Origin of the sequence: Exiguobacterium sp. SH1S1 (assembly GCF_004337245.1) — a bacterium.
In the GTDB taxonomy this organism is placed as follows: Bacteria; Bacillota; Bacilli; order Exiguobacteriales; family Exiguobacteriaceae; genus Exiguobacterium; species Exiguobacterium aurantiacum_A.
This window is the reverse complement of sequence record NZ_SJUZ01000005.1, coordinates 176,288-200,216: the sequence shown is the minus strand read 5'-3', so window position 1 is coordinate 200,216 and position 23,929 is coordinate 176,288. Positions and strand designations below refer to the sequence as shown.

The window sequence follows — 23,929 nt, the reverse complement described above, 5'->3', positions numbered from 1 at the left end:
GTTTCCTTATACAATTAAGAAAAGAGGTGATGCTATGTTTAGTCGTACTGAGAATGTTCAAACGTTCGTACGGGCGTATCCGCTCGTAACGCTGTTCATTGTAATCCAACTGCTCGTGTTTGTCATCGATTCTTTGATGCCCTCACTGCGTATCGTCGCGCTCGGAGGGTCGTTCCACCTCGCGCTCGCCCAGGGCGAGTGGTACCGTCTCGTGACAGCCAACTTCATTCATTTAGGCCTCGGTCACTTGCTGTTCAACTCGTTCGCGCTCATCATTTTCGGACCTGCCATGGAACGCATGGTCGGTCATGTGAAGTTCGCCGTGTTTTATCTCGTGGCGGGTGCGCTCGCCAACTTGTTGACGTTCTTCACGGTGAGCGAACTGTTCTACCTGCAGGCCGGTGCTTCGGGTGCGATTTTAGCGATTCTCGGCTTCTACGTTTTCATCGGCCGCTTCCGCCGTACGCTCATCTACAGCCAAGACGCTCGACTCGTCTATATCTTCGTCGCCATCAGCGCCGTGTTCACGCTCATCGGGTCGAACGTGTCGCTTTGGGGACACGTGTACGGATTCTTGGCCGGATTCTTGCTCGCGATCCCGTTGTCTCGTTTCACGGTGCCTTACTCGCGTCCGCTCCGTTACGGGAAGTACAAGCCGCGGAAGTACGCTCCGCCTGTCGTCCATTCGAGCGACAGCAAATGGATTTTCTACGTCATTATCGGGCTCGCCGTTTTCGGCTTGTTCGCACGGTTCTTATGAAAAAATGGCCAAGCGCTCAGCGCTTGGCCATTTGAATTAAATCTGATTTTTATGACGTGCGTCTTGGAGCGCGTCGACCAAGTCTTTGACGTCTTCGACGAGGTTTTGGATCGTGTCTTGGTTTTCTTCGTACAACGCCTTCAAGTCCATGACGCGATCTTTCAAGCTGCTTTTCGATGAGGCTTGGAGCCCAACCGAATGTGATTGCGTCGATGTGTCCGTCGACTTGAGGCGTGACTTCATCCCTTTGAGCTGTCTGATCTGCTGATCGCGTGTCTCTTTGTGGAGTAGCGATGCGCTGGCACCGATAATGGCACCTGCCGCCAAACCCATCCAGAAGTAGTTCTTGTTCATAAAAAAATCCTCCCCTAACGTGACGTTATGTTTATTATAGGTTATCCGGTTCACTGACGACATAGTGTTTTATGATCGGACCGGCCCCTTTTTGTTCGACGGCTTCTTTCAACCGTTCTTGAAACAGTAAGTAGTCGGTCGAATCACGGAACCGATTTCCTTCTTCAGTGAATTGAATGATGACAATCCCGTGGTTGTCGTCCGGGTCAACGCCGAGCCGATACGCGGCAAATCCGTTGTGCCCAGACCCGAGACGAGACTTTTCTTTCAGCAATCGGTGGAACAAGAGCGACCGGGCGTTCGAGTCGACCGGGATGTTCGCATAGATGATATTCCCTGTCGGCGCGAATTGTCCTGCCGCTTCTTCGATCTGGAACGTCTTCCCACTCTGGAACGGGGACTTGTCCCCTTCGGCAAGCAAGATTGTCTCGTTGCCGCTCGCGACGATGACGCCCGGTTCCTTGCGCAACCGATCGGCCACACTGCCTGAGGCGAACGTCATAAACAGTTTAGACAAGTTCCTCACAGCCTTTCGCGAGCATGATGTCCTTCTCTGTGATGCCTCCTTCGTCGTGTGTCGACACGGTGAGCGTGACGTTGCGATACTCGATCAATATGTTCGGATGATGGTTGAGCGTCTCGGCCATATCGGCGACGAGATGAACGAATTGGATCGCCTCCGGAAACGTCTCGAGGCGATACGTTTTTTGTAACTCCCCTTCGACGACTTCCCAGCCCGGTAATCGTGACAACTGTTCAGACAGTTCGGTCGATGACAAAATCATCAGCTGATTCCCCTTTCGATTGCAGTTCCTCTTACACTTACTACCCGACCAAGCGCGAAAATAATCTTTTTCGCATGCCGCAAAATGATTTAGAATAAGAAAGATAGCCAAATCATTCTTCACAAGAGAGAGGAGACTTCCCATGCGGGCATTGATCGTCATTGATTATACGTTTGATTTTATCGCAGACACGGGTCGTTTGACTTGCGGGAAACCCGGGCAAAACATAGAAGAACGAATCGTCCAGTTGATCGAGGAATTTTCAACAGAGGACTACGTCGTCGTCGCGAACGACGTCCATGACGCCGGCGACACGTATCACCCTGAAACGACGTTGTTCCCACCCCACAACATTCGGGGCACGGAAGGTCGCGAGTTGTACGGCGCCGTCAAAACCGCCGCTGAACGCGCCGATCATTGGATCGACAAGACGCGTTACAGCGCCTTCGCAGGCACAGACCTTGACCTTCGCCTACGTGAGCGCGGCATCCATGAAGTCCATCTCGTCGGTGTATGCACCGACATCTGTGTGCTCCATACGGCCGTCGATGCGTACAACCTCGGATACAAGATCGTCGTCCATGCGGATGCGGTTCAAAGCTTTAACCCGGTCGGACACGACTGGGCGCTCGAACATTTTGTCACGACCCTCGGAGCTACTGTGACCGGGAAGTGACGCCAAACAGAAAGGAAACTACAATGTTACATCGCAACTTAGCGCTTCATACCGACCTTTATCTCCCACGCTGGATGTATATTTATTGGAAACAAGGCCGTCATAACGAAAAAGTCGTCTTCGACCTTTACTACCGCTCGAACCCGTTCAGCGGCGGTTACGTCGTCTTCGCCGGCTTGCAAAATATCGTGCACTATTTAGAGAACGTCTCGTTCACGGAAGCCGATATCGCTTATTTGAAAGAACAGCTCGGGTTCGAGGACGAGTTCGGTGACGTCCTCCGCAACTTCAAGTTCACCGGTTCTCTCTATAGTGTGCGCGAAGGTGAAATCATCTTCCCGCACGAACAAGTCGTCCGGATCGAGTCGACGATCTTCGAAGCGAAGCTGTTCCAAACGGCGCTCCTCAACATCGCTAACCATGAGTCACTCATTGCCTCGAAGTACGCCCGAATCCGTCAAGCCGCGCCGAATGAGACGTTGCTTGAAGGCGGGGCCCGCCGTGCCCAAGGCGTCGACGCCGCCTACTATGGGACGCGCGCCGCTTACATCGCCGGCTTTGACGTGACGAGCCTCGTTTCGGCAGGACGTGATTTCAACGTCCCGACCGGAGGGACGATGGAGCACGCCGACATCCAGTTTCATGATGACGAACTCGAGGCGTTCCGTTCGTTTGCCGAGATGTATCCGGACAACACGAGCCTGTTGATCGACACATACGACACGCTCAAATCGGGGCTCCCGAACGCCATCACGGTCGCAAAAGAGCTCGAGGCGAAAGGATACCGCTTGAAATCGGTCCGTCTCGATTCGGGCGACCTTGCCTACTTATCAAAACGGGCTCGGAAAGCATTGAACGCGGCCGGTCTCGACTACGTTAAAATTGTCGTTTCAGGTGACCTCGACGAGTACGTCATCCAAGACTTGCGGATGCAAGGCGCTGAAGCCGACACGTTCCTCGTCGGGACGCGCGGGATCACGGCTTATGAACAGCCGGCCCTCGGGATGGTGTACAAGCTCGTCGCCCGTGAAGGGGCCGACGGCGAGTTGAAACCGGTCATCAAAGTGTCGTCCTCGAAAGTGAAGACGACGACCCCGCACAAGAAAGAACTTTACCGGATCATCGATAACGAGACGGGCAAGTTCAAAGGGGATTACATCGCGCTCGCCGACGAACCAGTCGAGACGTATACGGAGATCGACTTGATCGACGTGCGTGACCCGGCGTTCCGGATCAAGACGCGCAACTTCACCGTCAAACGTTTGCTCGAACCGATCTTCCTAGATGGGAAGCGCGTGTACGACTTACCGAGTGCGACAGACATCCGCCAGTATCACCATGAGCAGATGAACGGCCTATGGGAAGAGTACAAGCGACTCCGGTTGCCGGAAGTGTATGCGGTCACGTTCAGCAAGCCACTGTGGGATTTGAAGCTCGAAATGATCCGTCAAACACGGATTCCAAAATAAAGAAAAGGTTACGGGGCGTCCCCGTAACCTTTTCTTTATGCGGTCGTCATTTCGTGCGCATGGAGTTTATCTTCTTTTCTCCGAAAGTAAAGTGCGATCGAAAGGGAAATCAAAATCAAGATGAAATAGATTGTCCGCTGCCAAAACGTCGCCTCCGTGTCCCCTTGGAACAAGGCGATGATATAGTCACTCCCACTCACGAAGAACAGTCCCGCGAGTAAAAGAAAGATGCGATACCCGGCTCGACTCCGTTCTTGCTTTACTTTGAAGAAAAGGACACCGTAATAACCGATTGCTAGGATCGTGATATATCCGATTATGCCAACAATCCAACTCATGGTGATGCCTCCTTATCCTCTGATATTCAAGTCGCTTCCCCGTTATCGTAACACAATCTTCGAATCAGACTATGTTAAGATGAGTTAAAGAAAACGTGGAAGGGATCGATACGATGAAAACGTTCCGTCTGGTCCAAGTCCGCCTCGTCCAAGACGAGTACGGCAACGAGTTAAACCTCCCGATCGAGCTGCTCGACGGGTTGATCATCTCGAAAGAACACGATAATGAATGGCTCCTTGAAATGCTCGTCCCGACCGAATTTGCCGTCATGCTCCACCACTATTTGAATAAACGGATCCTTCTTTTAGCAGAGGCGGTCATCACCTCGGCCAATAACCGTCCCGCGGCCATCGCGATGACGTTCACGAGCGAGCGTTCGCTGTCGAACCATCACACGTTCGTCGCTGAAGGATTGATGCTCCTGCCAAAACAAGATCCGACGAAACAAGTTCTCGACTCCTTGATCTCAGAAGGGGTGGCGGACGCCAATCTCAAACCGTCGTTCTTCGAAAAACAAGTCGAGCAGCAACAGTCGTTCAGCCGCTCTGCCTTCACCCAGCTCGTCAAGACAGGATCGTTCGAATAAGCGAACGGTCTTGTTTTTCTTTCCCCGTTTTTGTAAACGGCTCAACCAAAAAAGACGAAGAATTTTCTCCGCCTTTAGATATACATGAAAAACAAGATGACCATCATTGTCATACCGATGACTTTGAGCACGGTGCTTCCAAGGAACGCGAGCACCGTCCCGACGCCGATGCTCCATGCCTCGCGCGTCGTTTTGCCGAGCGTGAGCTCCGCTAAAAACGCAAAGATGAACGGGAAGATGAGTACGCCGACGAGCGGGAAGATGAACGGTCCGGCAATCAAGCCGATGGTCGCGCCCCACTTCGCCCGTTCCGAGCCGCCGCGCTTGTCGACTGTCGCCCGTGTGACGATGTAGTCGACCGCAAACAAGAAAATCAAGAACAGGATTTGCCAGAGCCAAAACGTCCATGTGAGCGGTTCAAATGAGAACCCGAATCCGTAAATCACATAACCGATGAATAAGAACAGCACGCTCGGGATGACCGGATAGATCAAACCCGCGAACGCGACAACAAATGATGCGATGATGAAAATCCAGAGCAATGTCGTCATGAGCCTCTCCTCACTTCGTGACGATCTCGTTCGTAATATGATCGGCGACGTTCACGGCCTTTACGACGAACTGATCTTCACGATGTTCGATATAGTTCGAGCAGGCGTTCCGCATGGCATGGCGGAACGTGTACGTGTCATCGACCGCCGATAGGGCGGCTTTGATCGCATGCGAATGGCAGACGACGATGATCCGCTTCCCTTTATACACCTTGACGAGATGTTCCATCCCTTCAAGCACCCGGGCCCGCATCTCGTCTTCTGACTCAAGACCCGGAACCCGTTCCTGATCGTCCGCTTGAACGGCCTCGTAAATGCCAGGCACCGGTTTGCCTGACGCATGGCCGAACTCACGCTCGATGAACCGTTCGTCTTGAATAATCTCGCCCGGATCGATCCCGCACGCCTCCGCGATGTAATGGGCCGTGTCAACCGCTCGCGTGAGCGGGCTCGCGACGATCACGTCCCAGTTCTCTTGACTTAAAAAAGCCGCGCTCTCTTCGGCTTGGCGATGTCCAAGCGCGTTGAGCGGGATATCTTCCCGTCCTTGAATGATTTCTTGAAAATTCCAATCCGTCTGACCATGTCGGACTAAACAAAGTTCCGTCACACTCTTCACTCCTTCGTAATCGTTAAATCTTTTCCAATCGTAACATCTTTCTAAAAAATCGCAACGTCACATCAAGGCATCGTCGATGAAACGATCGATGCGGGCCATGAGCTGTGTTTCTTTAATCGGATTATCGGATTGGAGAAAACTTGCAAGCGAGTGGGTACCGTTCGGGAACGAGATGAGCTGGACGTTCGCCCCGACCTCACTGGCGTGCTCGACGAAATGGAGCGCTTGCCCGAACGGGACGATTGGGTCTTTTTTCCCGTGCAAGATGAGAATCGGCGGCGCGTCGTCATACAGATGTGTGACCGGTGAACATTTCACCATCAATTCACGCCACGCCTCGCGACTGCCCTCGTAAAACTTCAAGTGCGCGAGCCATGTCTGGATGAACTTGAACAAGAGGAAGTTCGTCGGCGGATACAACGCGATGACCCCTTTCATCGGCGGCACATCGTCACCGAGTTCACCTATAAACTGTTTACCCCGGTCGAGCGCCGTCGCGAGGACGAGCGCCGCCCCCGCCGAGTCTCCCCAGCCGATCAATTGATCGATATCGAGATTGAGAAGCCCGTCATGTTGTTTCAAGTAACAGAGCGCGTCAGACACGTCGATGATGTTGTCCGGGAAGTAGACCCCGTCCTCGAACAGTCGATAGTCGATGCTGACGATGGCGAACCCTTTCCCCAAGAAATGATCGAGAAGGGGATGGAACAACGTCACCATGCCTCGGCCCCCGCGGACGAACGCGCCACCGTGCGCGTAGACGGCGACCGGGAACGGTCCATCGCCCGGCGGGTAGTATATATCGAATTGGAGCGGTTGGTCGTTGACGAACTTGTAAGTGTGGGTTCGTCGTTTGCGTATAGACGGGCGAACCGTCATCTCTGGTTCTTGCCATCTAACGAGCGAACCGTACTGATTCCAAACGCTCGCCCCGGCTGCGGTCGCCGCCGCTAACGCAGCGCCCCCGACAAACCAGGCGGTCTCCTTTCTCATACAAATCCACTCCTCGCTCTTTTTTTAATCATATTCCCTTTTTCTTTAAAAACCATCCATCGGAAGTCGGACTTGACGTGTGATTGACTGCCCCCTATAATATTAGACGCAGTCACAGAACGTAACCGTTACGGTTTAATAATTGATATAGAGAATGAGAGGCGGAATAATACATGAACAAGAAATTAATGAGTGTCGCCGCGGCCGGGACACTTTTACTCGGCGGTTGCGCCAACAACGAAGAGAGTAATGCTACAAATGCTACAGACGAAGCGAGCGATCAGTTGACGGTATACGCGTCGACATTCGCCTTAAAATCGATTGCCGAAGAGATCGGGGGCGATCGCGTCCGCGTTGAGATGGTGATCCCGCCAGGTGCCGACCCGCACACGTACGAGCCGACTTCAAAACAGATGACACAGATCGCGGAAGCTGATCTATTCCTCACGATCGGCCATGACCTTGAGCCGTACGTCGAGTCGATGGAACAGAGTCTCGCGAGTGAGGACGTCACGTTCGTCAAAACAGCAGAAGACATCGCTCTGCTCTCGGCTGACGACACGGTCCACGTTCACGGTGAGGATGAGCACGGCCACGAAGCAGACGAGCATGGCCACGAGGAAGATGGGCATACGGAAGAAGACGCAGGCCACAGCGAGGACGACGGTCACAATCACGGCCAATACGACCCGCACGTCTGGCTCGATCCGATGAACGCCGTCTCGATGGCAGAAGCGGTTGAGGCGTCGTTCGCCGAGCAAGCGCCTGACTATAAAGACGAATTCGCAGATCGGTTGAGCGCATTCAAAGAAGAAGCCGACACGCTCGATGCCGAGCTGCAAGCGGCTGTCGACGCCGGTTCGAAGTCAGAGCTCCTCGTGACGCACGCGGCTTATGGCTACTTGGCGGAACGATACGGTTTCGACCAGCTTCCGATCACTGGTCTCACGCCGTCTGAAGAGCCGTCACAGCAAGCGTTGAAGCGAGTCATCGAAGAGGCAGAGCTCCATGACTTGAAGTACATCGCGTTCGAGGACACGGTGACACCGAAAGTGGCCGAAGTCGTCAAAAATGAGATTGGTGCCGAAGCGGTGACGATTTACAACCTTGAATCGGTCACGAAAGAACAGATGGACCAAAGCTATTTCGACTTGATGCGCGAGAACGTCAAAGCGCTTGAAATCGCATTGAAATAAGACAGAACAAAAGCTCGGCGCCACGGCGTCGAGCTTTTTATAATTCCGGCTCTCGGTCGATTTGTCTCAACCTTGCCCAAATGATACCAGATACGAAAATCGGGACAAAGGTGTCATTCATAATAAATCAACACGAGCTCATCCCGCTCGCTCGCCTCGTCACAGAAGCGCTTCAACAGCGTCCATTTGAGCCAAATGTCATCGAGACTGTCACGATTCACTAGCGCCATCTCTCCGACATCTTCTTTTTTGAAGGCGTTCATCGCGTCTTTGACGATATGAAGCAGCTGCGGCGTCAAAATCCCGACGACGACCGCCTGCTTCTCATTGACGACCAACTCTTCCCCGATGACGGCCATCTCCAAGTTATACGTGTCATTCCCGTCGATATACACCTCGATTTGACCGAGTATTTGTTGAAACCGTTCAATATTTGGAAGCGTCAACGTCTCGTACGTGTCACGGTGTTGCTCGTGCACGTGAAGCAACCAGTCTAGAATCATCTCCGGGTCTTGACCGAACGAGACCCATACTTCCGGGGAAATGCGTATATAATGTGTCGTCTCCATGAGTGAACGCCCCCCTTTTCTTCACTTTACCCTTCTTTCAGACGCAAAAAAACCGTCTACGTATATTCGTAGACGGTTTGTTGCTTATGAACGGAACGTACCCGTTTTGACTTCTTCTTCCTCGTTATCCCAAGCCTCTAAATATTCACGACCAGGCAGGTCTTCGATCGAGTCGGCATAAAATACCGGATCGTCTCCTTGACGGCGTTGCTCCAAATAATCGTCGAGCACGAGCCGCGCGACTTTCGCAAGACGGAAAATCGCATACAAGTTGACGAGCGCCATGAGTCCCATGAACACGTCGGCGATCGACCAGACGAGACCGGCCGAACGGACAGCTCCGAAGAGGACCATCCCGACGACACCGATGCGGTAGAGCGTGACATAAATCTTTTTATTCGAGATGAACTGAATGTTCGTCTCACCGTAGTAGTAGTTTCCTAGGATCGAGCTGAACGCGAACAAGAAGATCGCGATTGTCAGGAACGACGTCGCCATCGGACCAATCTCAGCCGTGAGCGCCGCTTGTGTCAATTCGACACCTGCGAACGCTTCCGAACCAGCCACGCCTGACAACAAGATGATCATCGCTGTCGACGTACAGATGAGAAGCGTGTCGACGAAGACGCTGAACGATTGGATCAAGCCTTGTTTGACCGGGTGTGATACTTCAGCAGTCGCTGCCGCGTTCGGAGCCGACCCCATACCCGCTTCGTTCGAGAACAGACCGCGACGGATCCCTTGAAGGACCATCGCCCCGATTGCCCCGCCGAACAGTTGCTCGAGACCGAGCACACCTTCAGAGAAGATGAGACCGAACACGCTCGGCAATAGCGAAGCGTTTGAAATCATGATCCATAAAGCGAGCAGGATGTAACCGCCGGCCATGATTGGAACGATGATACTTGATAACATCGCAATCGACTGGATGCCGCCGAAGATGACAATTGCTGTGATGGCAGCCAACACGAGACCGACCGTTGTCGGGCTGACCCCGAACTGGTTGCTCATCGAAAGCGAAATTGTGTTCGATTGGACCGAGTTAAAAGCAAAACCGAACGAGAACGTGATGAGGATGGCGAACAAGATGCCGAGCCACCGTTGCCCGAGGGCGCGCTCCATGTAGTAAGCCGGTCCCCCGCGCCATGTACGGCCATCTCGAATTTTATAGACCTGTGCGAGCGTGCTCTCGACGAACGCCGAGGCGGAACCGACTAAAGCGATGATCCACATCCAGAAGACAGCTCCCGGACCACCGAGCGCGATCGCTGTCGCGACACCGGCGATGTTGCCTGTTCCGACACGTGCTGCCGTCCCGATGGCGAACGCTTGGAACGAAGACACTTGTCCTTTTTCACGCTTCATGCCGTCTTTGAACAAGAGGCGGAACATTTCAGGAAGCATACGGAACTGAACGAACCCCATGCGAATCGTGAAGTAAAGGCCTAACGCGACAAGAACGACGATGAGCACCGACGACCAGAGCAGGTCGTTCGCTTGCCCAACAAACTTTTCGATCATATTCTCCATCTTCAATCCTCCAAAATGTATGTTTAGTTATAAGTAAAAGTTATGTCAACTTTCTTAACATGATTAGAATTATAGGAAAAGTGTGCGGAGAATGCAATCTTTTTCAGCAATTTTCAAGTTTCACACCCAAACAATAGAAAAAGCGACCGGCACATGGCCAGTCGCTCTGATTATTTAATTCACTTAGATGAACAGGTTCAAGTTGCCGCCTTCAGCTGCCCCGAGGTATGCTGCCACACCGCCGAGATTGATGCCGTCGATCAACTCTTCTTCTTTGATTCCCATGACATCCATCGACATCGTACAAGCGACCATCTTGACGCCTGCTTCTTGTGCCGATTTAATCATTTGGTCAAGTGATGGCACGTTCTTGTCGCTCATCACTTTCTTCATCATTTTCTGGCCAACCCCACCGAAGTTCATGTTCGAGAGCGGAAGTTCTCCAGCATGCGAAGGCATCATCATGCCGAACATCTTCTCGAGACCTTGCTTCTTCACGTCAGGTGCGTCTGGTTTACGAATGACGTTCAATCCCCAGAATGTGAAGAACATCGTCACTTCTTTGCCCATTGCCGCTGCGCCTTGAGCGATGATGAACGAGGCGAGGGCACGGTCGAGGTCTCCGCTGAAGACGACCATCGAAGCGCCGTCGCCGGCTGGTGCTCCTGCTTGAGCGGCCGCAGGGCCGTTGCCTTTTTGAAGGATCGCTTCGACGCGACCGTTCACGAACTGTTTCGAGACGAGTTTATTACCCGTCTTTTTCGCCCATGCTTCGATGTCTGCGAAGAAACCAGGATCGCTTGCGAGGACGCGGAGCGTCTCACCTTCGCCGAGCTCTGCCACTTTTTTATTTACTTCTAAGATCGGGCCCGGGCATTGAAGACCACATGTATCAAGGAAAATCGGTTCTCCGACTGGTTCATTCGTCATTGCGGGTGGTGCCTCCTTCGTTGCTGTCGCAGCAGTCTCATCTGCCGTTTTAACTGTCTCGAGCGCGTCAAAATCACGTCGTACTTGCGACCACGTCTTGTAGCCACCGCTCAAGTTTTTCACTTTAAAGCCATTTTGGCGCAAGATGCGTGAAGCCAGGTAGCCACGAAGGCCGACTTGACACGTCACGTAGATCGTCTCGTCTTTACTATAGCTGTCCAAGTTGTCACGGAGCGAGTTGAGCGGGATGTTGATCGACCCAGGAATTTTCCCGAGCTCATGCTCAGACTCGTCACGGACGTCAAGGAGTGTCGCACCGTTCTCGACCAATGCGTCAATCTCGTCCCAATGCACGACTTCGTTGTCACCGAGGATGACGTTCGAGGCGACGTAACCGATCATGTTGACCGGATCTTTCGCCGAGCTGAACGGCGGTGCGTAGCTAAGTTCGAGGTCTGGCAGGTCGAGGACCGTCAAACCACCTTTGATTGCTGTCGCGATGACGTCGATCCGTTTATCGACACCGTTCATCCCGACACCTTGAGCACCGTAGATTTCACCCGTTGTCGGATGGAACAACAGTTTGAGTGAAACCGGAGTCGATCCTGGGTAGTAGCCTGCGTGTGAACCTGGGTGCACGTGGACGGCTTCAAACTCTTTGCCGGCCGCTTTCAAACGTTTCTCGTTCCATCCTGTCGAAGCGACAGTCATGTCGAACACTTTTGCGATCCCGGTACCCATCGTCCCATTGTACTTCACGTCGCGGCCGTTAATGATGTCGGCAACGAGGCGTCCTTGACGGTTGGCTGGCCATGCGAGCGGAACGACCGTTGGCTCTTTGAAGATATAGTCGAGCACTTCGACCGCGTCCCCGATCGCATAGATGTTCGGATCTGACGTGAGCATCTTCTCGTTGACACGGATAGCGCCACGTGTCCCTGTCTCAAGACCGGCTTCTCGGGCGATCGTCGATTCAGGAATGACCCCGATCGACATGACAACCATGTCCGTTTCAATGACACGGCCGCTCGTCAAATGAATCTTCTTCCCTTGATCAGAGAACGACGACACGCCGTCTGACAATTGGAGGTCCACGCCATGGAGACGCATATGTTCATGGATTGGTGCGACCATCTCACGGTCGAGCGGTGTCATGACTTGATCCGCCATTTCGACGAGCGTCACGTCAACGCCGCGTTCACGTAAGTTTTCAGCCATCTCGATTCCGATGAAGCCGCCTCCGATGACCGTCGCATGTTTCGGTGCCTTGTCATCGACGTAGCTGCGGATTTTATCTGTATCCGGAATATTTCGGAGCGTGAAGATATCTTCTGCTTCCTCGATTCCAGGAATGTTCGGACGAATCGGTTTCGCTCCAGGCGACAAGACGAGGACGTCGTATGACTCATCGTACGTTTCACCCGTTTGGACGTGTTTCACCGTCACCGTCTTCTCAGCGCGGTTGATTTTCATCACTTCCGTCAAGTTGCGGATATCGAGTTGGAACCGTTTGTTCATGCCCTCAACTGTTTGGACAAGCAATTTTTGACGGTCTTGAATCACGTCACCGATGTAGTATGGGAGACCACAGTTGGCAAATGAGATATATTCGCCACGGTCGAACATGACGATTTGATTTTCTTCATTTAAGCGACGGAGACGTGCGGCTGCCGAAGCACCACCTGCTACCCCACCGACAATTACGATTTTTTTACTCATTGCTCGTTTCCTCCTTTGACGACTTCACCAGGCCAGCTCATCAAGCCGTCTTCTATATTGACCACTTTATAACCTTTTGCTTCCATTTGCCAAGTAGCTTGCGTGCTGCGAGCGCCCGAACGACAAAGCACGATGTACTCTTGGTCTGTGTCGAGCGTATCAATCCACTCCGTTATTTCAGAGAGCGGATAATTCGCCGCCCCCGCGATGTGTGCTTCTTGAAACTCGTCGCGTTCGCGCACGTCGACGATGTTTACAGGGACTTCAAAGTCCATTTGACGTTTTAAAGCCGATGCTTTCATCTTTGTTTACCCATCCTTTTTATCTATAGTCATTTCACGTATTCATGATCAGCTTGGTAGCGGGCGTTCGATAAACTTTGTGATTCATTGAACAATTCGCTTCCACGTCATTAATATACCCCCTATGGTATGTGATTGCAAGGGAAAAGTTTGACGAATCGGCAAACAGTCGATTTTTTCCGGCTTAAACGTTGTTGCTCGACACATACTCCCCCACGTATTAAGATGAGACTACACAATACTAGTTGGGTTACTGAACGATTTGAATATAGAGGTGAAACTTATGGAACAGTATCAATACGACACGAAAGTGTTGAACCGGATGAAACGGGTCGAAGGCCAGATCCGGGCCATCATCCGCATGATGGAAGAAGGCAAGGAGTGTCGCGACGTCGTGACACAACTGAGCGCGGCCCGATCGGCACTCGACCGCGCCTCGACGATCATCGTCGCCAAGAACTTGGAGCAGTGCATCATCACGGCGCAACAAGATGGCGAAGATACGTCGGAAACGGTCGAAGAAGCCATCAAAATGTTGATGAAACGCTAGTTCCCCTTGCTTTCCCCTCTCAAATGGGAGAAAGTTAGAGTAACGACTTTTAAGGGGGATTTCTTTGTGAACTTCGAAGAAAAAGTAGAATCATTCAAAGCGCTCGTCGCAGAACGCAACATGACGTTCAAAGAGAGCGAGACCGAAACGCACGTCACGTTTTTAACGCGTGAAACGACTAAATCTGGGGCCCAGCCCGTTATGATTATCGCCTTCAACAAAAAGACGACTGACGCCGAGCTATACGCCGCGACAGTGACGCACGTGCCGGACTACGTCGAAGACCTACCGATCCTCAACGCACTGAACGAGTTCAACCAAGAGTTCAAGTACTTCCGTTGCGTGCTCGACAGCGACCGTGACGTCACGCTCGCTTCAACGCTCGATCTCGACCTCGGCTTCTCACCGGAAATCATCTTGCAACATTCGTTCATGATGTTCCAAGCAGCCGACGAAGTGAACGAGTACATGCAAAAACTGTACACGCAAGTTCAATAATTGTAGACCGCCAGACAGAAAAGACGATCATCCCGAACGCATCGGGACGATCGTCTTTTCTTGTGTACTCATACGTTATCTCTCGTAGCTAGGGCACGGGGAGAAGTTGCAATATACCACTGGTAACAAAGAATGATGATTAATAGAAGATCAACCAAATCCCCACCGTAATACATCCACATGGCTCCTACCTCTGCCTCTCCTGTTGGCACCCCATTTGGTGGGCTCACATAAATTATTTTTGCCAATATCTTATGTCCGGCCAACGCTGCAATCAATACAAGTGATCGGTATATGTAGCTGTATCGATGTGACGTGACGTCCACATAAATCAAAGAAATGGTAAACAAATACCCTGCTAAAAACACATGCAGATGAATTAACACATATAAAAGAATTGATTGATGCATCAGTGAATACAAATTCGTCATGTAGAGCAGATATAGTCCTCCAATGTTGAGAACGGAAGCCGTGACCGGATTCGTGAAGAATTGGAGCGGCCGACTTTTTAATACGCGTGTCACTCTTCTCGCGACGTGTACATCAAGCGTCCGCAACAGTAACGTCATCGGGGCGGACAAGGCGAGACACAATGGCGCCAACATACCTAGAAACAGATGACTAATCATATGCCCGACAAAATTGGTGTGGGCAAAAGTCGCTAACGGTCCAACCAAAGTAAGGCCTACACAAACAATACCTATCATCCATAAACCGTAGCGATATAGCGGCCACGGTTTATAAGCGCGACTCGTAAAAATTCCGGCGAACGAATAAGCAAGGAGAGCCATAAACAACAAAATCACGACCGCCGCCTCATAACCGCCACTTATCGTCTGGACATGGGAATGCATCCTCATTTATCCTCCTTCTTTTACAAGTAGCTTCCGTTTCTGCGTTTGGTTAAAGAGCACTAAACCACCTATGAGGATGACAAGGGCCGTAACATTCCAAACGAGGTCATATGGAAGAATCTCAACGCCATAACGAATCTGATGAATTTTCAGTAGTTTGTGATGAATAATCCCATCGTAGAGTTGAAAAAAACCAACGCCAATCAGGACGCCACTGATCCATCGCTTCATCCAAAATGACTTTCTTCTCCGTAGGTCTGCCAGGAGGAACAAGGAAGCTACGGTCGCAAACCAACTGAACGCATGAAATAACCCGTCTGAGAATAAGCCGACGGCAGACGTCGATTTATCGTAGAAATGATGCCACGCCAACAATTGATGAAATATCGTCTCATCCACAAATGCAATCAGGCCCAATCCGAACAGAAATCCCGAACCAAGGTTACGGAACGCGTATGCATACGGACTACCTTCCATGTTTCGGCACCTCCAAATTAATAACAAAGTTTTCGGACATATTTCGATTCCCTTTTGTTTACTAATTAAACGCCGTCCTAATTTAAGAACAGAAACAATATCACTTTTATGAAACGTTTAGCCCAATTTTTCCGTACGAATAGAAAAAGGAGGGATTTTTATGTTGGCTCGTTATACGCTTTACCTCGATTCGTTCGAAGCCATCAAAACGGCGACCAAATGGGCACTCACTGACGACTTCCGGCGTTTGATGGCCGTCAACTACGCCATCCACGACACCCCGTTCGATCCAAGTCGATTTGCCGAGGCACAGGAGGTCGTCAAACGGAAGACAAAAGCCTTCTCCAAGTTTCGCGGCAGCAACAACCTCGTCTGGTTATCGTTTCTCGACGCCAAGTATGAAGACGTCGGCCCCGCGATTGACGAAGCACTTCGTCTCGACACGCTGCTCGACCGAAAACATTTCCGTTTCAGCGCGCTGCGGCCGTTCCTCGCGAGCCAGTTGATCAACGTCGACGAACCGGAACGCAGGCTCGATGAGGCAAGCGCCCTCTATCAAGCATTTAAACGCCAGCATCCGTGGCTCACGAGTGAAGAGGATCTGCTGTCGGCACTCGTCCTCGTGCAAGCGTTCGACGACCACACTGAACTGAACGAGCGCATCGAATCGTATTACGAGGCGCTGAAAATCCACTTACCACGCTCGAACGAACTGCAGCTCGTGTCGCATTTGCTCATGTTCAGCAAGTTGGACCGAGACGACGCCGTCGCTCGCTTCTTAGACTGGCGCACCCGCCTACAAAACCAACAGCTTACCGTCAAGAGTGAGCAGCTACCGTCGCTCGCCTTGCTCTCGATCGTCTCGGCACCGAACGACCAAGACGAACAAGCGATCCTCGACATCACGAACGCTGAAAAAGAGCAGCAACGCTGGTTCAACACGCACGGACTAAACGTCGCCATCCAACTCGTCGCCGCGGAACATATTACCGAAGATGCGAGCGACCTGCTACTGAACGGGACGTTCGCTCATTTGCTGGCGATGCAACAAGCAGCCTCGGCAGCAGCAAGCGTCGCCATCATCGCGAGCACGTCGTCAAGCGACTAAAAAAGAAGGGTTGCCCCTTCTACGTGTAAAGATATGCGCTCAAACAAATTAAAACGAACACCGAGTTCACGATCTCAAAGATCCCGATTTTCATGACCGGGATCTTTTTGCCGTAGAAAACGATCGCCCGGACGAGGCTCGGCGCGTATGCGAGCGCGAGCAGCGGATAGCCGAACGCGATGAACGCTGCGACGAGCATGAGGTGATACCCCCACGAGATGTTCCGGTACAACGCGCTCTTCTTCTCCCGAATCATCGTCTTGACGTAAAAGATACTGCCGAGGAAATACAAGTACGGCAAGATGAACAGCCAGACGATCGTCGCGCCCAACGTCTGCGCACCCAAGTAATAGCTCGCCATCCCACCGATACAAAATGACGTGACGGCACTGACGTCGTTCCAGACGTTGCGCTCGTCTTTGATTTTGGCGAAATAGGCGTTGACGAGACCGAACGGGATCATCGCGAGGACGAACCAGACGAGACGCCACTCGGTGATGAACACCGGAATGGCAGCGACTGTCGCAATCACGAGATACGTCACGACTATTCGCAACAGCTCAGCCGACTTCTTCCGTTGCTTCACGTATTGGAACAAGAAAAACGTGCCCATGTAGACGAACAACCAAGCGATGGCGAACGGTAAGTGCGCGAGTGTCCATCCTCCGACGATGCCGCCGAGTAAGAACGGTAAAATAAGCATCGACCAGGCGCCGTGCTGTTTTGGAATCATCCATTTCATGTGACTCACTCCTTCTATAATCAGTTTAGAAGAACGGCGTGGGGAAAACTGTGACAAATTTTACAAAACAAAAAACGATCTCACGCGAGATCGTTTTTTGGTGTTAGTTTGGTCACACTTGGTATGGCTACTTCGACAGCGTCTTCCGTCAACATCTTCGTGACGACACGACCAGCGATTGAGACCGCGATGAGCGTGTAAAGCGCGTTCGAGAGCGGCAAGTAGATGAGCGAGATCGCAAGAACAACCACATCGAAGGCGATGAGAATCGTTCCGACCGATACGCCGGACCACTTTGACAGACCGAGTGCGAATAAATCGTCGCCTCCGGTCGCTCCACCTGACTTCAAGACGAGACCGAGACCGTAGCCGGTCACAATCCCACTCGCAATCGCAGCAAACAGTGTCGCCGGCCAGACCTGGATGTCAAACGTCAACAGGTCGAGTCGATCCCACATCGCATAGCTGAGCGAAAGTGACGCCGCGGCAAGCACGGCTTGTCCGACGAAGCGCCAGCCTTTCCACCAAAGAGCGATTAAAAAGAAGGGGATGTCGAGTACGATCATCGAGATCGCCGGATCGATATCAAATAAATAGCGGCCGAGTAATGCTAACCCGACAAAGCCCCCTTCTGCCAAACCAAACTGTTCATTCAAATAATAATAACCGAACGCCATGATCAGCGTTCCGAGCACTATGGTAGCAACTCGTTTCATTCCGATTGTCCTCCCCGTTTTCAACGGAGAGGAGGATCCTCAGTCGTAGCCGCGGTTCCATCTGTTCCATCTCCGATCTTCCGTTTGTTGATTTTTTACATCGATGTTCGTCTGTAAAAACTCAACGCTAGAAGTCCGGCAATTGAAACAGAGGCCATGTCCTCTCGGTGTCCATAAAGACCTTCCTTTCCCAAATTGCGCGTAATCATGAGACTATTTTAACATACTCTCGCGACTATTTCATTAAATGTACATTTAGTGTAGATTACGTTTCGGTAAATCCTTCTTCCCGAACCACCACCAGTTCCAGTCGCCGAACAGTTTCATCAAGGACGGGACGAGCAACATCCGGATGATCGTCGCATCGATGAAGATGGCGAGCGCGATACCGACCCCGAGCTGTTTGATCGGGCTGACACCGGTGAAAGCGAACGCGCCCGTGACGACGATCATGATAATCGCGGCCGACGTGATAATCTTGCTCGTCTTCGCGAGCCCCATCTCGGTCGCATAGTCGTTATCCCCGGTCTCGCGGTAATACTCCTCGATCCGTGAGACGAGGAACACCTCGTAGTCCATCGACAGGCCGAAAACGAGCGAGAAGATGAACACCGGCGTCAAAATACTGATCGTCTCGGCGTCGTAGACGTAGCCCGACTCAAAGATGATGACCAATAACCCAAACGTCGCCCCGAGTCCGAGCACGTTCATGATGATCGCCTTGATCGGAATCAAGATCGAGCGGAACGCCCACATGAGGATGACCATCGTCGCTAAAATCACGGTCACGACCGCATAGGGGATGCTGTCGTAAATCTCTTCATAGATCTCTTCGTTGAAGGCGGCCGGTCCGCCGACGTCGAAGCCTTGGTCGCGCCAATCGCGGACGAACGCCTGCGCCGCTTTATCACTCGGCGGCACGTCGAAGCTGACGTTGACGAGTGCGAGGTCGGTATTCCCTTCGAGCGTGACGAGACGTTCAAACGCCTCGAGCTGTTCCGGGGCGACTTGAACGAGCTGTTGGAATTCCGCAGCTGTTAAGTTTGATGCGGTCAAGAACGTCGTGACGTTGTCGACAATCGGGTCTTCATTCAACTCGTCTGTGAGGGTTGTCAACTCGTCAAGAATCATCGAGTCGGTCAAATCGTTCGTCTCAAACAACAGCACCGCATCGGTCGACGTCTCGCCGAACACATCGTCCCACCGCTCGAGGGCGGCCCGGGATTCGTACGACGTCGGGAGCGCATCGGCGTCCGGGATGTTCAGTTCTAAGTCGCGGACGAACCAAAGGCTCGGCAACAAAAGGAGCAACGCGACGAGCGTCATCACGACCGGACGCTTCATGACGAACCGGGCCAACTTTTGCCAGCGCACTTCAGAGCGCGTCTCGTTCGTTCTGATGAGACGTCCTTTATTGATGGCATCGCCGACGATATAGAGCGCCGACGGCAAGAGCGTGAGCGCCGATAAGACGGCACCCGCGACCGCAATCAAGGCACCGAGCGCGATCGCTTGAAACACATCGACTTGAATGAACAACAGTCCGGCGAGCCCGACGAAGACGCACAGTCCTGAGAACAGGATCGAGCGACCTGCCGTCGCGACCGTCCGGACGATGGCCGCTTCCCGTGACAGTCCTTTGGCGAGCTCTTCACGGTAACGGTTGACGAGCAGGAGCGAGAAGTCGATCCCGAGCGCAATCGCGATCATCGCGACGGCATTCAATACGAAAATCGATAGCTCCATCGTCTGCGTGAAGAAGAAGAGCGATCCCGCCGCGACGATGAACGTGATCAGTCCAACGAATAAGGGCATGAAAGCGGCGAGCGGTGTCCCGAAGACGAGCAGGAGGACGACGAGCGCGACCGGGATCCCGATCAATTCGGCCCGGATCAAGTCATTTTTCGATGCCTCGTTCAAATCTTGGGCAAAGACCGGCTCCCCGGTCAACCGGACTTCCGTGTCCGTATCTCGAATCAATTCAGCACGAACGTCGGCAATCGCCGCCTCGGCCGCTTCCTGGTCCTCGAACTCGAGCACGAAGTACGCGGCGTCACCTGAACGCGCGTCCGGGTTCTCCGCTGGCGTGATGACGCCATCGACGCCTGAAACAGATTCGAGCCGTGTTTTTTGTTCGGCCATGACCGTCTCTAAGTCACCGCCTTCAAGCAAGACGATCATCGAAGCGCCGGCCCGGTCGAACCGATCGTTCAACGTGTCCTCCACTTGCGCGAAGCGGCCATCTTGAACCGCAAACCCGTTTCCTCGCAATTCCCCAGGCAACTGCAATCCGAAGTAAATCGAGACCGCTAATAACACAGTCCACACGGCGACCACCCAAAAGCGCCACCGCACCAAATTTTTACCTAACCGTTCCATCCAAGTCCACCCCTCTCCATCTAAGAAGACTGTTCCCGTTTCGCACGAGTTTCATCAAGTCTTCGCAAAAAAATCCTGAACCGTGAGTTCGGTCCAGGAACGTCAACGCTCGAACACTTGTAGCCAACTATGGCAAAATCGTCGAGGCGTCGATAATACGACGAGGCGGTCTCCCGACTCATCAAGCAACATCACTTTCAATAATTCACTGTCGGCACATACGTCAGAAGCAAACAGCAGACGGTCACGCTTGAACAGCTGGAACGACGTCATCGACGTAATCGCTGTCGTCGCACCGACCTGGTCGACGATAACCGTATCATAATCGCCGCCGTAAGGAATCGTCCATCGTTCACCCGCTTCGACCTGCTCGACCATGAATTGCTGATTCAATTCATCGTAAAGCGTGACGAGGCCCGGGGCCGTGAATCGCTCAAAATCATAAATCGGATGATAGGCTAACTCAATGATGGCGCCAAACTCCGGCGTCTCCTCATAGCGGCTATAGCGGAACGTGTGGTCGGTCATGTTTAACGCCACGATGTCAGATTCCGCCGAGTAGAGAAATAAATCGTCTCCTCGCCAATGACATAAATTGCTGAACCAATCGTCATGAAACGTTTTTGGGATTGGGTGACACTCCATCATGCCTTGCTTTAAATCAATGACTCCATACGTTTGCATGTCTCGGAACAGCGCGACGGCTTTTTTTCCATGTGGTTCAATATATAGTGCGCAAGGTGCCGATTTCCACTCGAGTTCCCATCTGATTTGGAACGTTTCGTCGAAAAAGACAAATCCAGTTTGCGCCAAATACAACATCCATCCTCCACCGACGCGCTCTAACCATTCAACCGTCTGATGAAACTGATAGTCTGCTACTTGTTTGTACATTTGATCACTTCCTAGTTTCAGCTTAGCAACGACCGAACGGTTTTTCGATTTTGAATGTGTTCACACGACACATTCTCACTCGGTCCGTTTTTGCTGTATACTGGCTGTAGCAAACCTGAATTTAGAAAGGAGAAACCACATGCGCCCACTACAACTGTCTCCCGAGACGGCGGTCGAGCTTGCCAAAAAGTTGAACGTACCGCTTGAAGAACTCATGCATATGCCAAAACATATCCTCGTTCGGAAGATGATGGAGCTTGAAGCATCTAAGACCGAGCCGAACGAAGAAAAGGAGACGGAATGACGTCTCCTTTTTTTGTTACCCTTGTTTATTCTTCCGTTTTTTCGCGACGTACCAGAGTCCAAGAATGGCAAGCGCAGCCCCACCGGCGACGGCGTACTTGCTGTAATCCGGACGGCGTTCTGTCACGACGAGCGTCGACAGCGGCGCGACGGTGAGGTGCCGGTCTTCGACGAGGCGTGGCGCCGTCAAGTTGACGGTATGATCCTCGACATGAACTTCGAACTTGCCTGCTGGCAGCTTCACGTCGACCGGTACTTCGCGTCCGTTATGGTAGACGAGATGACGCTCGACATAACCTTCGACGTGACGATGAAGTTCGTAGGCGATTATCCCTTCTTCTTCGTCAAAGAAACGCAAGTGCTTTCGAATCTGTTCGGTGTTCTCGAGACGGAACAACGGATACTGTTTGCGTAAGTTGATCAAGCCTTTCACATATTCGACGCTCGGCGTCTCTTGCTCGGCCCGGGTCCAGTCCAATCGGTTGATGACCTCGCCCGATTTGAAACTGTTCTCGTCCCCGTCTTTCGTGCGGAAAAACTCTTGACCGCTGTGAAGGAACGGAATGCCTTGACTGAGCAGGACGATCGTCGTCGCAAGACGATGACGGCGACGGCGCGTCGTCTCATTGTCGTCAGGACTAGCGGCGGCAAGTTTGTCCCAAAGCGTCAAGTTGTCATGGCATTCGACGTAGTTGACGACTTGGTTCGGCTCATCGGCGAAGCTTTGACTCGTGACCGCACCGGCGATCCCGCGCTTCACGTCAGCCGTCAGCTCGGCGTTGCCGCTGATCCAGCCCGGCAAGTCTTCGATGAACACGTCACCACGGATTCCGTCCCGGATTGCATCGTTGAACTGGGCGATACGTGGCATTTTATGGGCGTTGTGTTGGTTTGCCTTCTTACGAACTGCCAGTGGTGTATCGAGATCCCAGCCTTCTCCGGTGACGAGGATCGAGGGATCGATCCGGTCGAGTGCTTTGCGGACTTGGTTCATCGTCTTGACGTCATGCAGCCCCATCAAATCAAAGCGGAAGCCGTCGATCATGAACTCTTTGGCCCAATACGAGACACATTCGACGATCAGTTTGCGCATCATCGCCCGCTCTGACGCCGTATCGTTGCCGCACTCCGAGCCGTCGGCAAGCGTCCCGTCCTCGTTCAACCGATAGTAGTAGTCCGGCACGAACTGGCCGAGCGGTGTCGTCAAAGCGTCATACGTATGGTTGAACACGACGTCCATGATGACGCGGATCCCGCGGTCATGGAGCGCTTGAATCATCGCCTTCAATTCGAGGATACGGGCGGCCGGGTCATCCGCTGTCGAGGCGTACGAACCTTCGACCGCGAAATAATGGACCGGGTCATAGCCCCAGTTATAGTTCGACTCGCTTTCCCGCGACTCGTTGACCGAACCGTAGTCAAAGAACGGCATGAGTTGAAGGTGGGTCACGCCGAGCGCTGTGATGTAGTCGAGCGCTGTCGGGTATCCGTTTTTCGTCTTCGTGCCGGCCTCGGTCATCCCGAGGAATTTGCCACGGTGCATGACACCGCCATCCGGGTGGCTCGTCAAATCTCTCACATGTGCTTCATAAATGACCGCTTCTTGCGAAGAGTGGAAGAGCGGACGTTCTTTGATCCAATGGTCCGGGTTGATTGAAGACGGGTCGAGCAGGCAGCCCCGCTTCCCGTTGACGCCGACGACTTTCGCATACGGATCGAGGGATTCGATGCGTTTGCCGTCAACGATTGCCTCGAACACGTAAAACTGACCTTCGAATTGCGCCCGGTCAAGCTCGACCATCCATGTCCCTTTTTCGGCCCGTTCGAGCTCGATGCGATCAAACTTACGCGCCCGCGCCGTACGATAAAGCTTCACTGTCATTTGCTCGGCTACCGGCGACCACACCCGCAGACGGATGAGTTCACTTTTAAACGTCACCCCAAGGTCTTTTCCATGATATGCAACGTGATCCAAGTCTACATTTGTCTGTCTATCGATTGTATGTTCCATCGTTTCACTCCTTCACTGC

27 protein-coding genes are annotated in these 23,929 nt (G+C 52.5%); 9 read left to right on the top strand and 18 right to left on the bottom strand.

Going from position 1 to position 23,929, the window contains the following annotated elements; translation table 11 throughout:
* Window positions 1-34 precede the first annotated feature (34 nt).
* Entirely contained in the window at window positions 35-760 is a 726-nt protein-coding gene (locus EVJ23_RS11075; protein ID WP_131466014.1) for a rhomboid family intramembrane serine protease, read from the top strand.
* 36 nt (window positions 761-796) lie between these two features.
* On the opposite strand, the gene EVJ23_RS11070 is transcribed toward EVJ23_RS11075, so the two are convergent.
* Genes EVJ23_RS11070 through EVJ23_RS11060 form a run of 3 tightly spaced genes read right to left on the bottom strand, consistent with a single transcriptional unit; the run spans window position 797 to window position 1,899 of the window.
* Window positions 797-1,114 (bottom strand): hypothetical protein, encoded by a 318-nt coding sequence (locus EVJ23_RS11070; RefSeq protein WP_070329219.1) that lies wholly within the window; start codon window positions 1,112-1,114, stop codon window positions 797-799.
* A gap of 34 nt (window positions 1,115-1,148) precedes the next feature.
* The gene (locus EVJ23_RS11065; RefSeq protein WP_236633533.1) at window positions 1,149-1,631 is read right to left on the bottom strand and encodes a hypothetical protein; all 483 of its coding nucleotides are present in this window, start codon (window positions 1,629-1,631) and stop codon (window positions 1,149-1,151) included.
* A complete protein-coding gene (locus EVJ23_RS11060) occupies window positions 1,624-1,899 on the bottom strand; it encodes a 4a-hydroxytetrahydrobiopterin dehydratase (protein ID WP_070329217.1) in 276 nt (91 codons plus the stop codon). Before EVJ23_RS11060 ends, EVJ23_RS11065 begins: the two co-directional genes overlap by 8 nt.
* Window positions 1,900-2,041: 142 nt before the next feature.
* Here EVJ23_RS11060 and EVJ23_RS11055 point away from each other — a divergent pair, with 142 nt between their 5' ends.
* Window positions 2,042-2,575 carry a cysteine hydrolase family protein gene (locus tag EVJ23_RS11055; RefSeq protein WP_131466012.1) on the top strand — a complete coding sequence of 178 codons (534 nt, stop codon included), beginning with the start codon at window positions 2,042-2,044 and terminating at the stop codon, window positions 2,573-2,575.
* Window positions 2,576-2,598: 23 nt separating this feature from the next.
* Window positions 2,599-4,044: a nicotinate phosphoribosyltransferase gene (locus EVJ23_RS11050; RefSeq protein ID WP_070329215.1), complete on the top strand. Its 1,446-nt coding sequence runs from the start codon at window positions 2,599-2,601 to the stop codon at window positions 4,042-4,044.
* Window positions 4,045-4,079: 35 nt separating this feature from the next.
* Here EVJ23_RS11050 and EVJ23_RS11045 read toward each other — a convergent pair whose 3' ends face one another.
* Window positions 4,080-4,382, bottom strand: coding sequence for a hypothetical protein (locus tag EVJ23_RS11045; protein ID WP_071398906.1), 303 nt, complete (start codon window positions 4,380-4,382; stop codon window positions 4,080-4,082).
* A 113-nt stretch (window positions 4,383-4,495) separates the two neighbouring features.
* Here EVJ23_RS11045 and EVJ23_RS11040 point away from each other — a divergent pair, with 113 nt between their 5' ends.
* Complete coding sequence (locus EVJ23_RS11040; protein ID WP_070329230.1) at window positions 4,496-4,969, top strand: YwpF family protein; 474 nt, start codon at window positions 4,496-4,498, stop codon at window positions 4,967-4,969.
* A gap of 74 nt (window positions 4,970-5,043) precedes the next feature.
* Here the strand turns inward: EVJ23_RS11040 and EVJ23_RS11035 are convergent, their stop codons facing one another.
* The 3 genes from EVJ23_RS11035 to EVJ23_RS11025 form a co-directional block, all read right to left on the bottom strand.
* Window positions 5,044-5,520, bottom strand: a complete 477-nt coding sequence (locus EVJ23_RS11035) for a DUF456 domain-containing protein (RefSeq protein ID WP_070329213.1) — start codon at window positions 5,518-5,520, stop codon at window positions 5,044-5,046.
* 10 nt (window positions 5,521-5,530) lie between these two features.
* Window positions 5,531-6,130 carry a histidine phosphatase family protein gene (locus EVJ23_RS11030; protein ID WP_131466010.1) on the bottom strand — a complete coding sequence of 200 codons (600 nt, stop codon included), beginning with the start codon at window positions 6,128-6,130 and terminating at the stop codon, window positions 5,531-5,533.
* A 66-nt stretch (window positions 6,131-6,196) separates the two neighbouring features.
* Entirely contained in the window at window positions 6,197-7,132 is a 936-nt protein-coding gene (locus tag EVJ23_RS11025; RefSeq protein ID WP_131466008.1) for an alpha/beta hydrolase, read from the bottom strand.
* 173 nt (window positions 7,133-7,305) lie between these two features.
* On the opposite strand from EVJ23_RS11025, the gene EVJ23_RS11020 reads away from it, so the two are divergent.
* Window positions 7,306-8,328, top strand: a complete 1,023-nt coding sequence (locus tag EVJ23_RS11020; RefSeq protein ID WP_131466006.1) for a metal ABC transporter solute-binding protein, Zn/Mn family — start codon at window positions 7,306-7,308, stop codon at window positions 8,326-8,328.
* Window positions 8,329-8,441: 113 nt separating this feature from the next.
* Here the strand turns inward: EVJ23_RS11020 and EVJ23_RS11015 are convergent, their stop codons facing one another.
* The 4 genes from EVJ23_RS11015 to EVJ23_RS11000 form a co-directional block, all read right to left on the bottom strand.
* On the bottom strand, window positions 8,442-8,897 hold the full coding sequence (locus tag EVJ23_RS11015) for a hypothetical protein (RefSeq protein ID WP_070329208.1): 456 nt from the start codon (window positions 8,895-8,897) through the stop codon (window positions 8,442-8,444).
* A gap of 84 nt (window positions 8,898-8,981) precedes the next feature.
* Complete coding sequence (locus EVJ23_RS11010; RefSeq protein WP_070329207.1) at window positions 8,982-10,427, bottom strand: alanine/glycine:cation symporter family protein; 1,446 nt, start codon at window positions 10,425-10,427, stop codon at window positions 8,982-8,984.
* A gap of 183 nt (window positions 10,428-10,610) precedes the next feature.
* The gene (locus tag EVJ23_RS11005; RefSeq protein ID WP_131466004.1) at window positions 10,611-13,076 is read right to left on the bottom strand and encodes a CoA-disulfide reductase; all 2,466 of its coding nucleotides are present in this window, start codon (window positions 13,074-13,076) and stop codon (window positions 10,611-10,613) included.
* A complete protein-coding gene (locus EVJ23_RS11000; RefSeq protein ID WP_016509667.1) occupies window positions 13,073-13,378 on the bottom strand; it encodes a rhodanese-like domain-containing protein in 306 nt (101 codons plus the stop codon). The genes EVJ23_RS11005 and EVJ23_RS11000 overlap by 4 nt, the downstream gene beginning before the upstream one ends.
* Window positions 13,379-13,661: 283 nt before the next feature.
* Here EVJ23_RS11000 and EVJ23_RS10995 point away from each other — a divergent pair, with 283 nt between their 5' ends.
* Window positions 13,662-13,928: a metal-sensitive transcriptional regulator gene (locus tag EVJ23_RS10995; RefSeq protein ID WP_016509666.1), complete on the top strand. Its 267-nt coding sequence runs from the start codon at window positions 13,662-13,664 to the stop codon at window positions 13,926-13,928.
* A 66-nt stretch (window positions 13,929-13,994) separates the two neighbouring features.
* Window positions 13,995-14,426, top strand: a complete 432-nt coding sequence (locus EVJ23_RS10990) for a type III secretion system chaperone family protein (protein WP_016509669.1) — start codon at window positions 13,995-13,997, stop codon at window positions 14,424-14,426.
* Between the two features lie 68 nt (window positions 14,427-14,494).
* Here EVJ23_RS10990 and EVJ23_RS10985 read toward each other — a convergent pair whose 3' ends face one another.
* Window positions 14,495-15,280 (bottom strand): cytochrome c oxidase assembly protein, encoded by a 786-nt coding sequence (locus tag EVJ23_RS10985; protein WP_131466002.1) that lies wholly within the window; start codon window positions 15,278-15,280, stop codon window positions 14,495-14,497.
* Window positions 15,281-15,286: 6 nt separating this feature from the next.
* Window positions 15,287-15,757: a DUF2243 domain-containing protein gene (locus tag EVJ23_RS10980; RefSeq protein WP_131466000.1), complete on the bottom strand. Its 471-nt coding sequence runs from the start codon at window positions 15,755-15,757 to the stop codon at window positions 15,287-15,289.
* Between the two features lie 160 nt (window positions 15,758-15,917).
* Here EVJ23_RS10980 and EVJ23_RS10975 point away from each other — a divergent pair, with 160 nt between their 5' ends.
* On the top strand, window positions 15,918-16,865 hold the full coding sequence (locus tag EVJ23_RS10975; protein WP_236633759.1) for a DUF4003 family protein: 948 nt from the start codon (window positions 15,918-15,920) through the stop codon (window positions 16,863-16,865).
* Between the two features lie 19 nt (window positions 16,866-16,884).
* On the opposite strand, the gene EVJ23_RS10970 is transcribed toward EVJ23_RS10975, so the two are convergent.
* From EVJ23_RS10970 to EVJ23_RS10955, 4 genes are all read right to left on the bottom strand, one after another.
* Window positions 16,885-17,607, bottom strand: coding sequence for a YwiC-like family protein (locus EVJ23_RS10970; RefSeq protein WP_131465997.1), 723 nt, complete (start codon window positions 17,605-17,607; stop codon window positions 16,885-16,887).
* A gap of 80 nt (window positions 17,608-17,687) precedes the next feature.
* Window positions 17,688-18,323: a YitT family protein gene (locus tag EVJ23_RS10965; RefSeq protein ID WP_070329202.1), complete on the bottom strand. Its 636-nt coding sequence runs from the start codon at window positions 18,321-18,323 to the stop codon at window positions 17,688-17,690.
* 255 nt (window positions 18,324-18,578) lie between these two features.
* On the bottom strand, window positions 18,579-20,702 hold the full coding sequence (locus tag EVJ23_RS10960) for an MMPL family transporter (protein WP_070329201.1): 2,124 nt from the start codon (window positions 20,700-20,702) through the stop codon (window positions 18,579-18,581).
* A gap of 102 nt (window positions 20,703-20,804) precedes the next feature.
* Entirely contained in the window at window positions 20,805-21,596 is a 792-nt protein-coding gene (locus EVJ23_RS10955; RefSeq protein WP_131465995.1) for a hypothetical protein, read from the bottom strand.
* Between the two features lie 139 nt (window positions 21,597-21,735).
* Here EVJ23_RS10955 and EVJ23_RS10950 point away from each other — a divergent pair, with 139 nt between their 5' ends.
* Window positions 21,736-21,900, top strand: a complete 165-nt coding sequence (locus EVJ23_RS10950) for a YycC family protein (RefSeq protein ID WP_016509685.1) — start codon at window positions 21,736-21,738, stop codon at window positions 21,898-21,900.
* Window positions 21,901-21,915: 15 nt separating this feature from the next.
* Here the strand turns inward: EVJ23_RS10950 and pulA are convergent, their stop codons facing one another.
* Window positions 21,916-23,910 carry a type I pullulanase gene (gene pulA, locus EVJ23_RS10945; RefSeq protein WP_131465993.1) on the bottom strand — a complete coding sequence of 665 codons (1,995 nt, stop codon included), beginning with the start codon at window positions 23,908-23,910 and terminating at the stop codon, window positions 21,916-21,918.
* Between the last annotated feature and the right edge of the window lie 19 nt (window positions 23,911-23,929).

Bases quoted from the DNA above. Each gene is read 5' to 3' on its own strand.
- EVJ23_RS11075 (WP_131466014.1), top strand. From the start codon at position 35: ATGTTTAGTCGTACTGAGAATGTTCAAACGTTCGTACGGGCGTATCCG.
- EVJ23_RS11070 (WP_070329219.1), bottom strand. From the start codon at position 1,114: ATGAACAAGAACTACTTCTGGATGGGTTTGGCGGCAGGTGCCATTATC.
- EVJ23_RS11060 (WP_070329217.1), bottom strand. From the start codon at position 1,899: ATGATTTTGTCATCGACCGAACTGTCTGAACAGTTGTCACGATTACCG.
- EVJ23_RS11055 (WP_131466012.1), top strand. From the start codon at position 2,042: ATGCGGGCATTGATCGTCATTGATTATACGTTTGATTTTATCGCAGAC.
- EVJ23_RS11050 (WP_070329215.1), top strand. From the start codon at position 2,599: ATGTTACATCGCAACTTAGCGCTTCATACCGACCTTTATCTCCCACGC.
- EVJ23_RS11045 (WP_071398906.1), bottom strand. From the start codon at position 4,382: ATGAGTTGGATTGTTGGCATAATCGGATATATCACGATCCTAGCAATC.
- EVJ23_RS11040 (WP_070329230.1), top strand. From the start codon at position 4,496: ATGAAAACGTTCCGTCTGGTCCAAGTCCGCCTCGTCCAAGACGAGTAC.
- EVJ23_RS11035 (WP_070329213.1), bottom strand. From the start codon at position 5,520: ATGACGACATTGCTCTGGATTTTCATCATCGCATCATTTGTTGTCGCG.
- EVJ23_RS11025 (WP_131466008.1), bottom strand. From the start codon at position 7,132: ATGAGAAAGGAGACCGCCTGGTTTGTCGGGGGCGCTGCGTTAGCGGCG.
- EVJ23_RS11020 (WP_131466006.1), top strand. From the start codon at position 7,306: ATGAACAAGAAATTAATGAGTGTCGCCGCGGCCGGGACACTTTTACTC.
- EVJ23_RS11015 (WP_070329208.1), bottom strand. From the start codon at position 8,897: ATGGAGACGACACATTATATACGCATTTCCCCGGAAGTATGGGTCTCG.
- EVJ23_RS11010 (WP_070329207.1), bottom strand. From the start codon at position 10,427: ATGGAGAATATGATCGAAAAGTTTGTTGGGCAAGCGAACGACCTGCTC.
- EVJ23_RS11005 (WP_131466004.1), bottom strand. From the start codon at position 13,076: ATGAGTAAAAAAATCGTAATTGTCGGTGGGGTAGCAGGTGGTGCTTCG.
- EVJ23_RS11000 (WP_016509667.1), bottom strand. From the start codon at position 13,378: ATGAAAGCATCGGCTTTAAAACGTCAAATGGACTTTGAAGTCCCTGTA.
- EVJ23_RS10995 (WP_016509666.1), top strand. From the start codon at position 13,662: ATGGAACAGTATCAATACGACACGAAAGTGTTGAACCGGATGAAACGG.
- EVJ23_RS10985 (WP_131466002.1), bottom strand. From the start codon at position 15,280: ATGCATTCCCATGTCCAGACGATAAGTGGCGGTTATGAGGCGGCGGTC.
- EVJ23_RS10980 (WP_131466000.1), bottom strand. From the start codon at position 15,757: ATGGAAGGTAGTCCGTATGCATACGCGTTCCGTAACCTTGGTTCGGGA.
- EVJ23_RS10975 (WP_236633759.1), top strand. From the start codon at position 15,918: ATGTTGGCTCGTTATACGCTTTACCTCGATTCGTTCGAAGCCATCAAA.
- EVJ23_RS10970 (WP_131465997.1), bottom strand. From the start codon at position 17,607: ATGAAATGGATGATTCCAAAACAGCACGGCGCCTGGTCGATGCTTATT.
- EVJ23_RS10965 (WP_070329202.1), bottom strand. From the start codon at position 18,323: ATGAAACGAGTTGCTACCATAGTGCTCGGAACGCTGATCATGGCGTTC.
- EVJ23_RS10960 (WP_070329201.1), bottom strand. From the start codon at position 20,702: ATGGAACGGTTAGGTAAAAATTTGGTGCGGTGGCGCTTTTGGGTGGTC.
- EVJ23_RS10955 (WP_131465995.1), bottom strand. From the start codon at position 21,596: ATGTACAAACAAGTAGCAGACTATCAGTTTCATCAGACGGTTGAATGG.
- EVJ23_RS10950 (WP_016509685.1), top strand. From the start codon at position 21,736: ATGCGCCCACTACAACTGTCTCCCGAGACGGCGGTCGAGCTTGCCAAA.
- pulA (WP_131465993.1), bottom strand. From the start codon at position 23,910: ATGGAACATACAATCGATAGACAGACAAATGTAGACTTGGATCACGTT.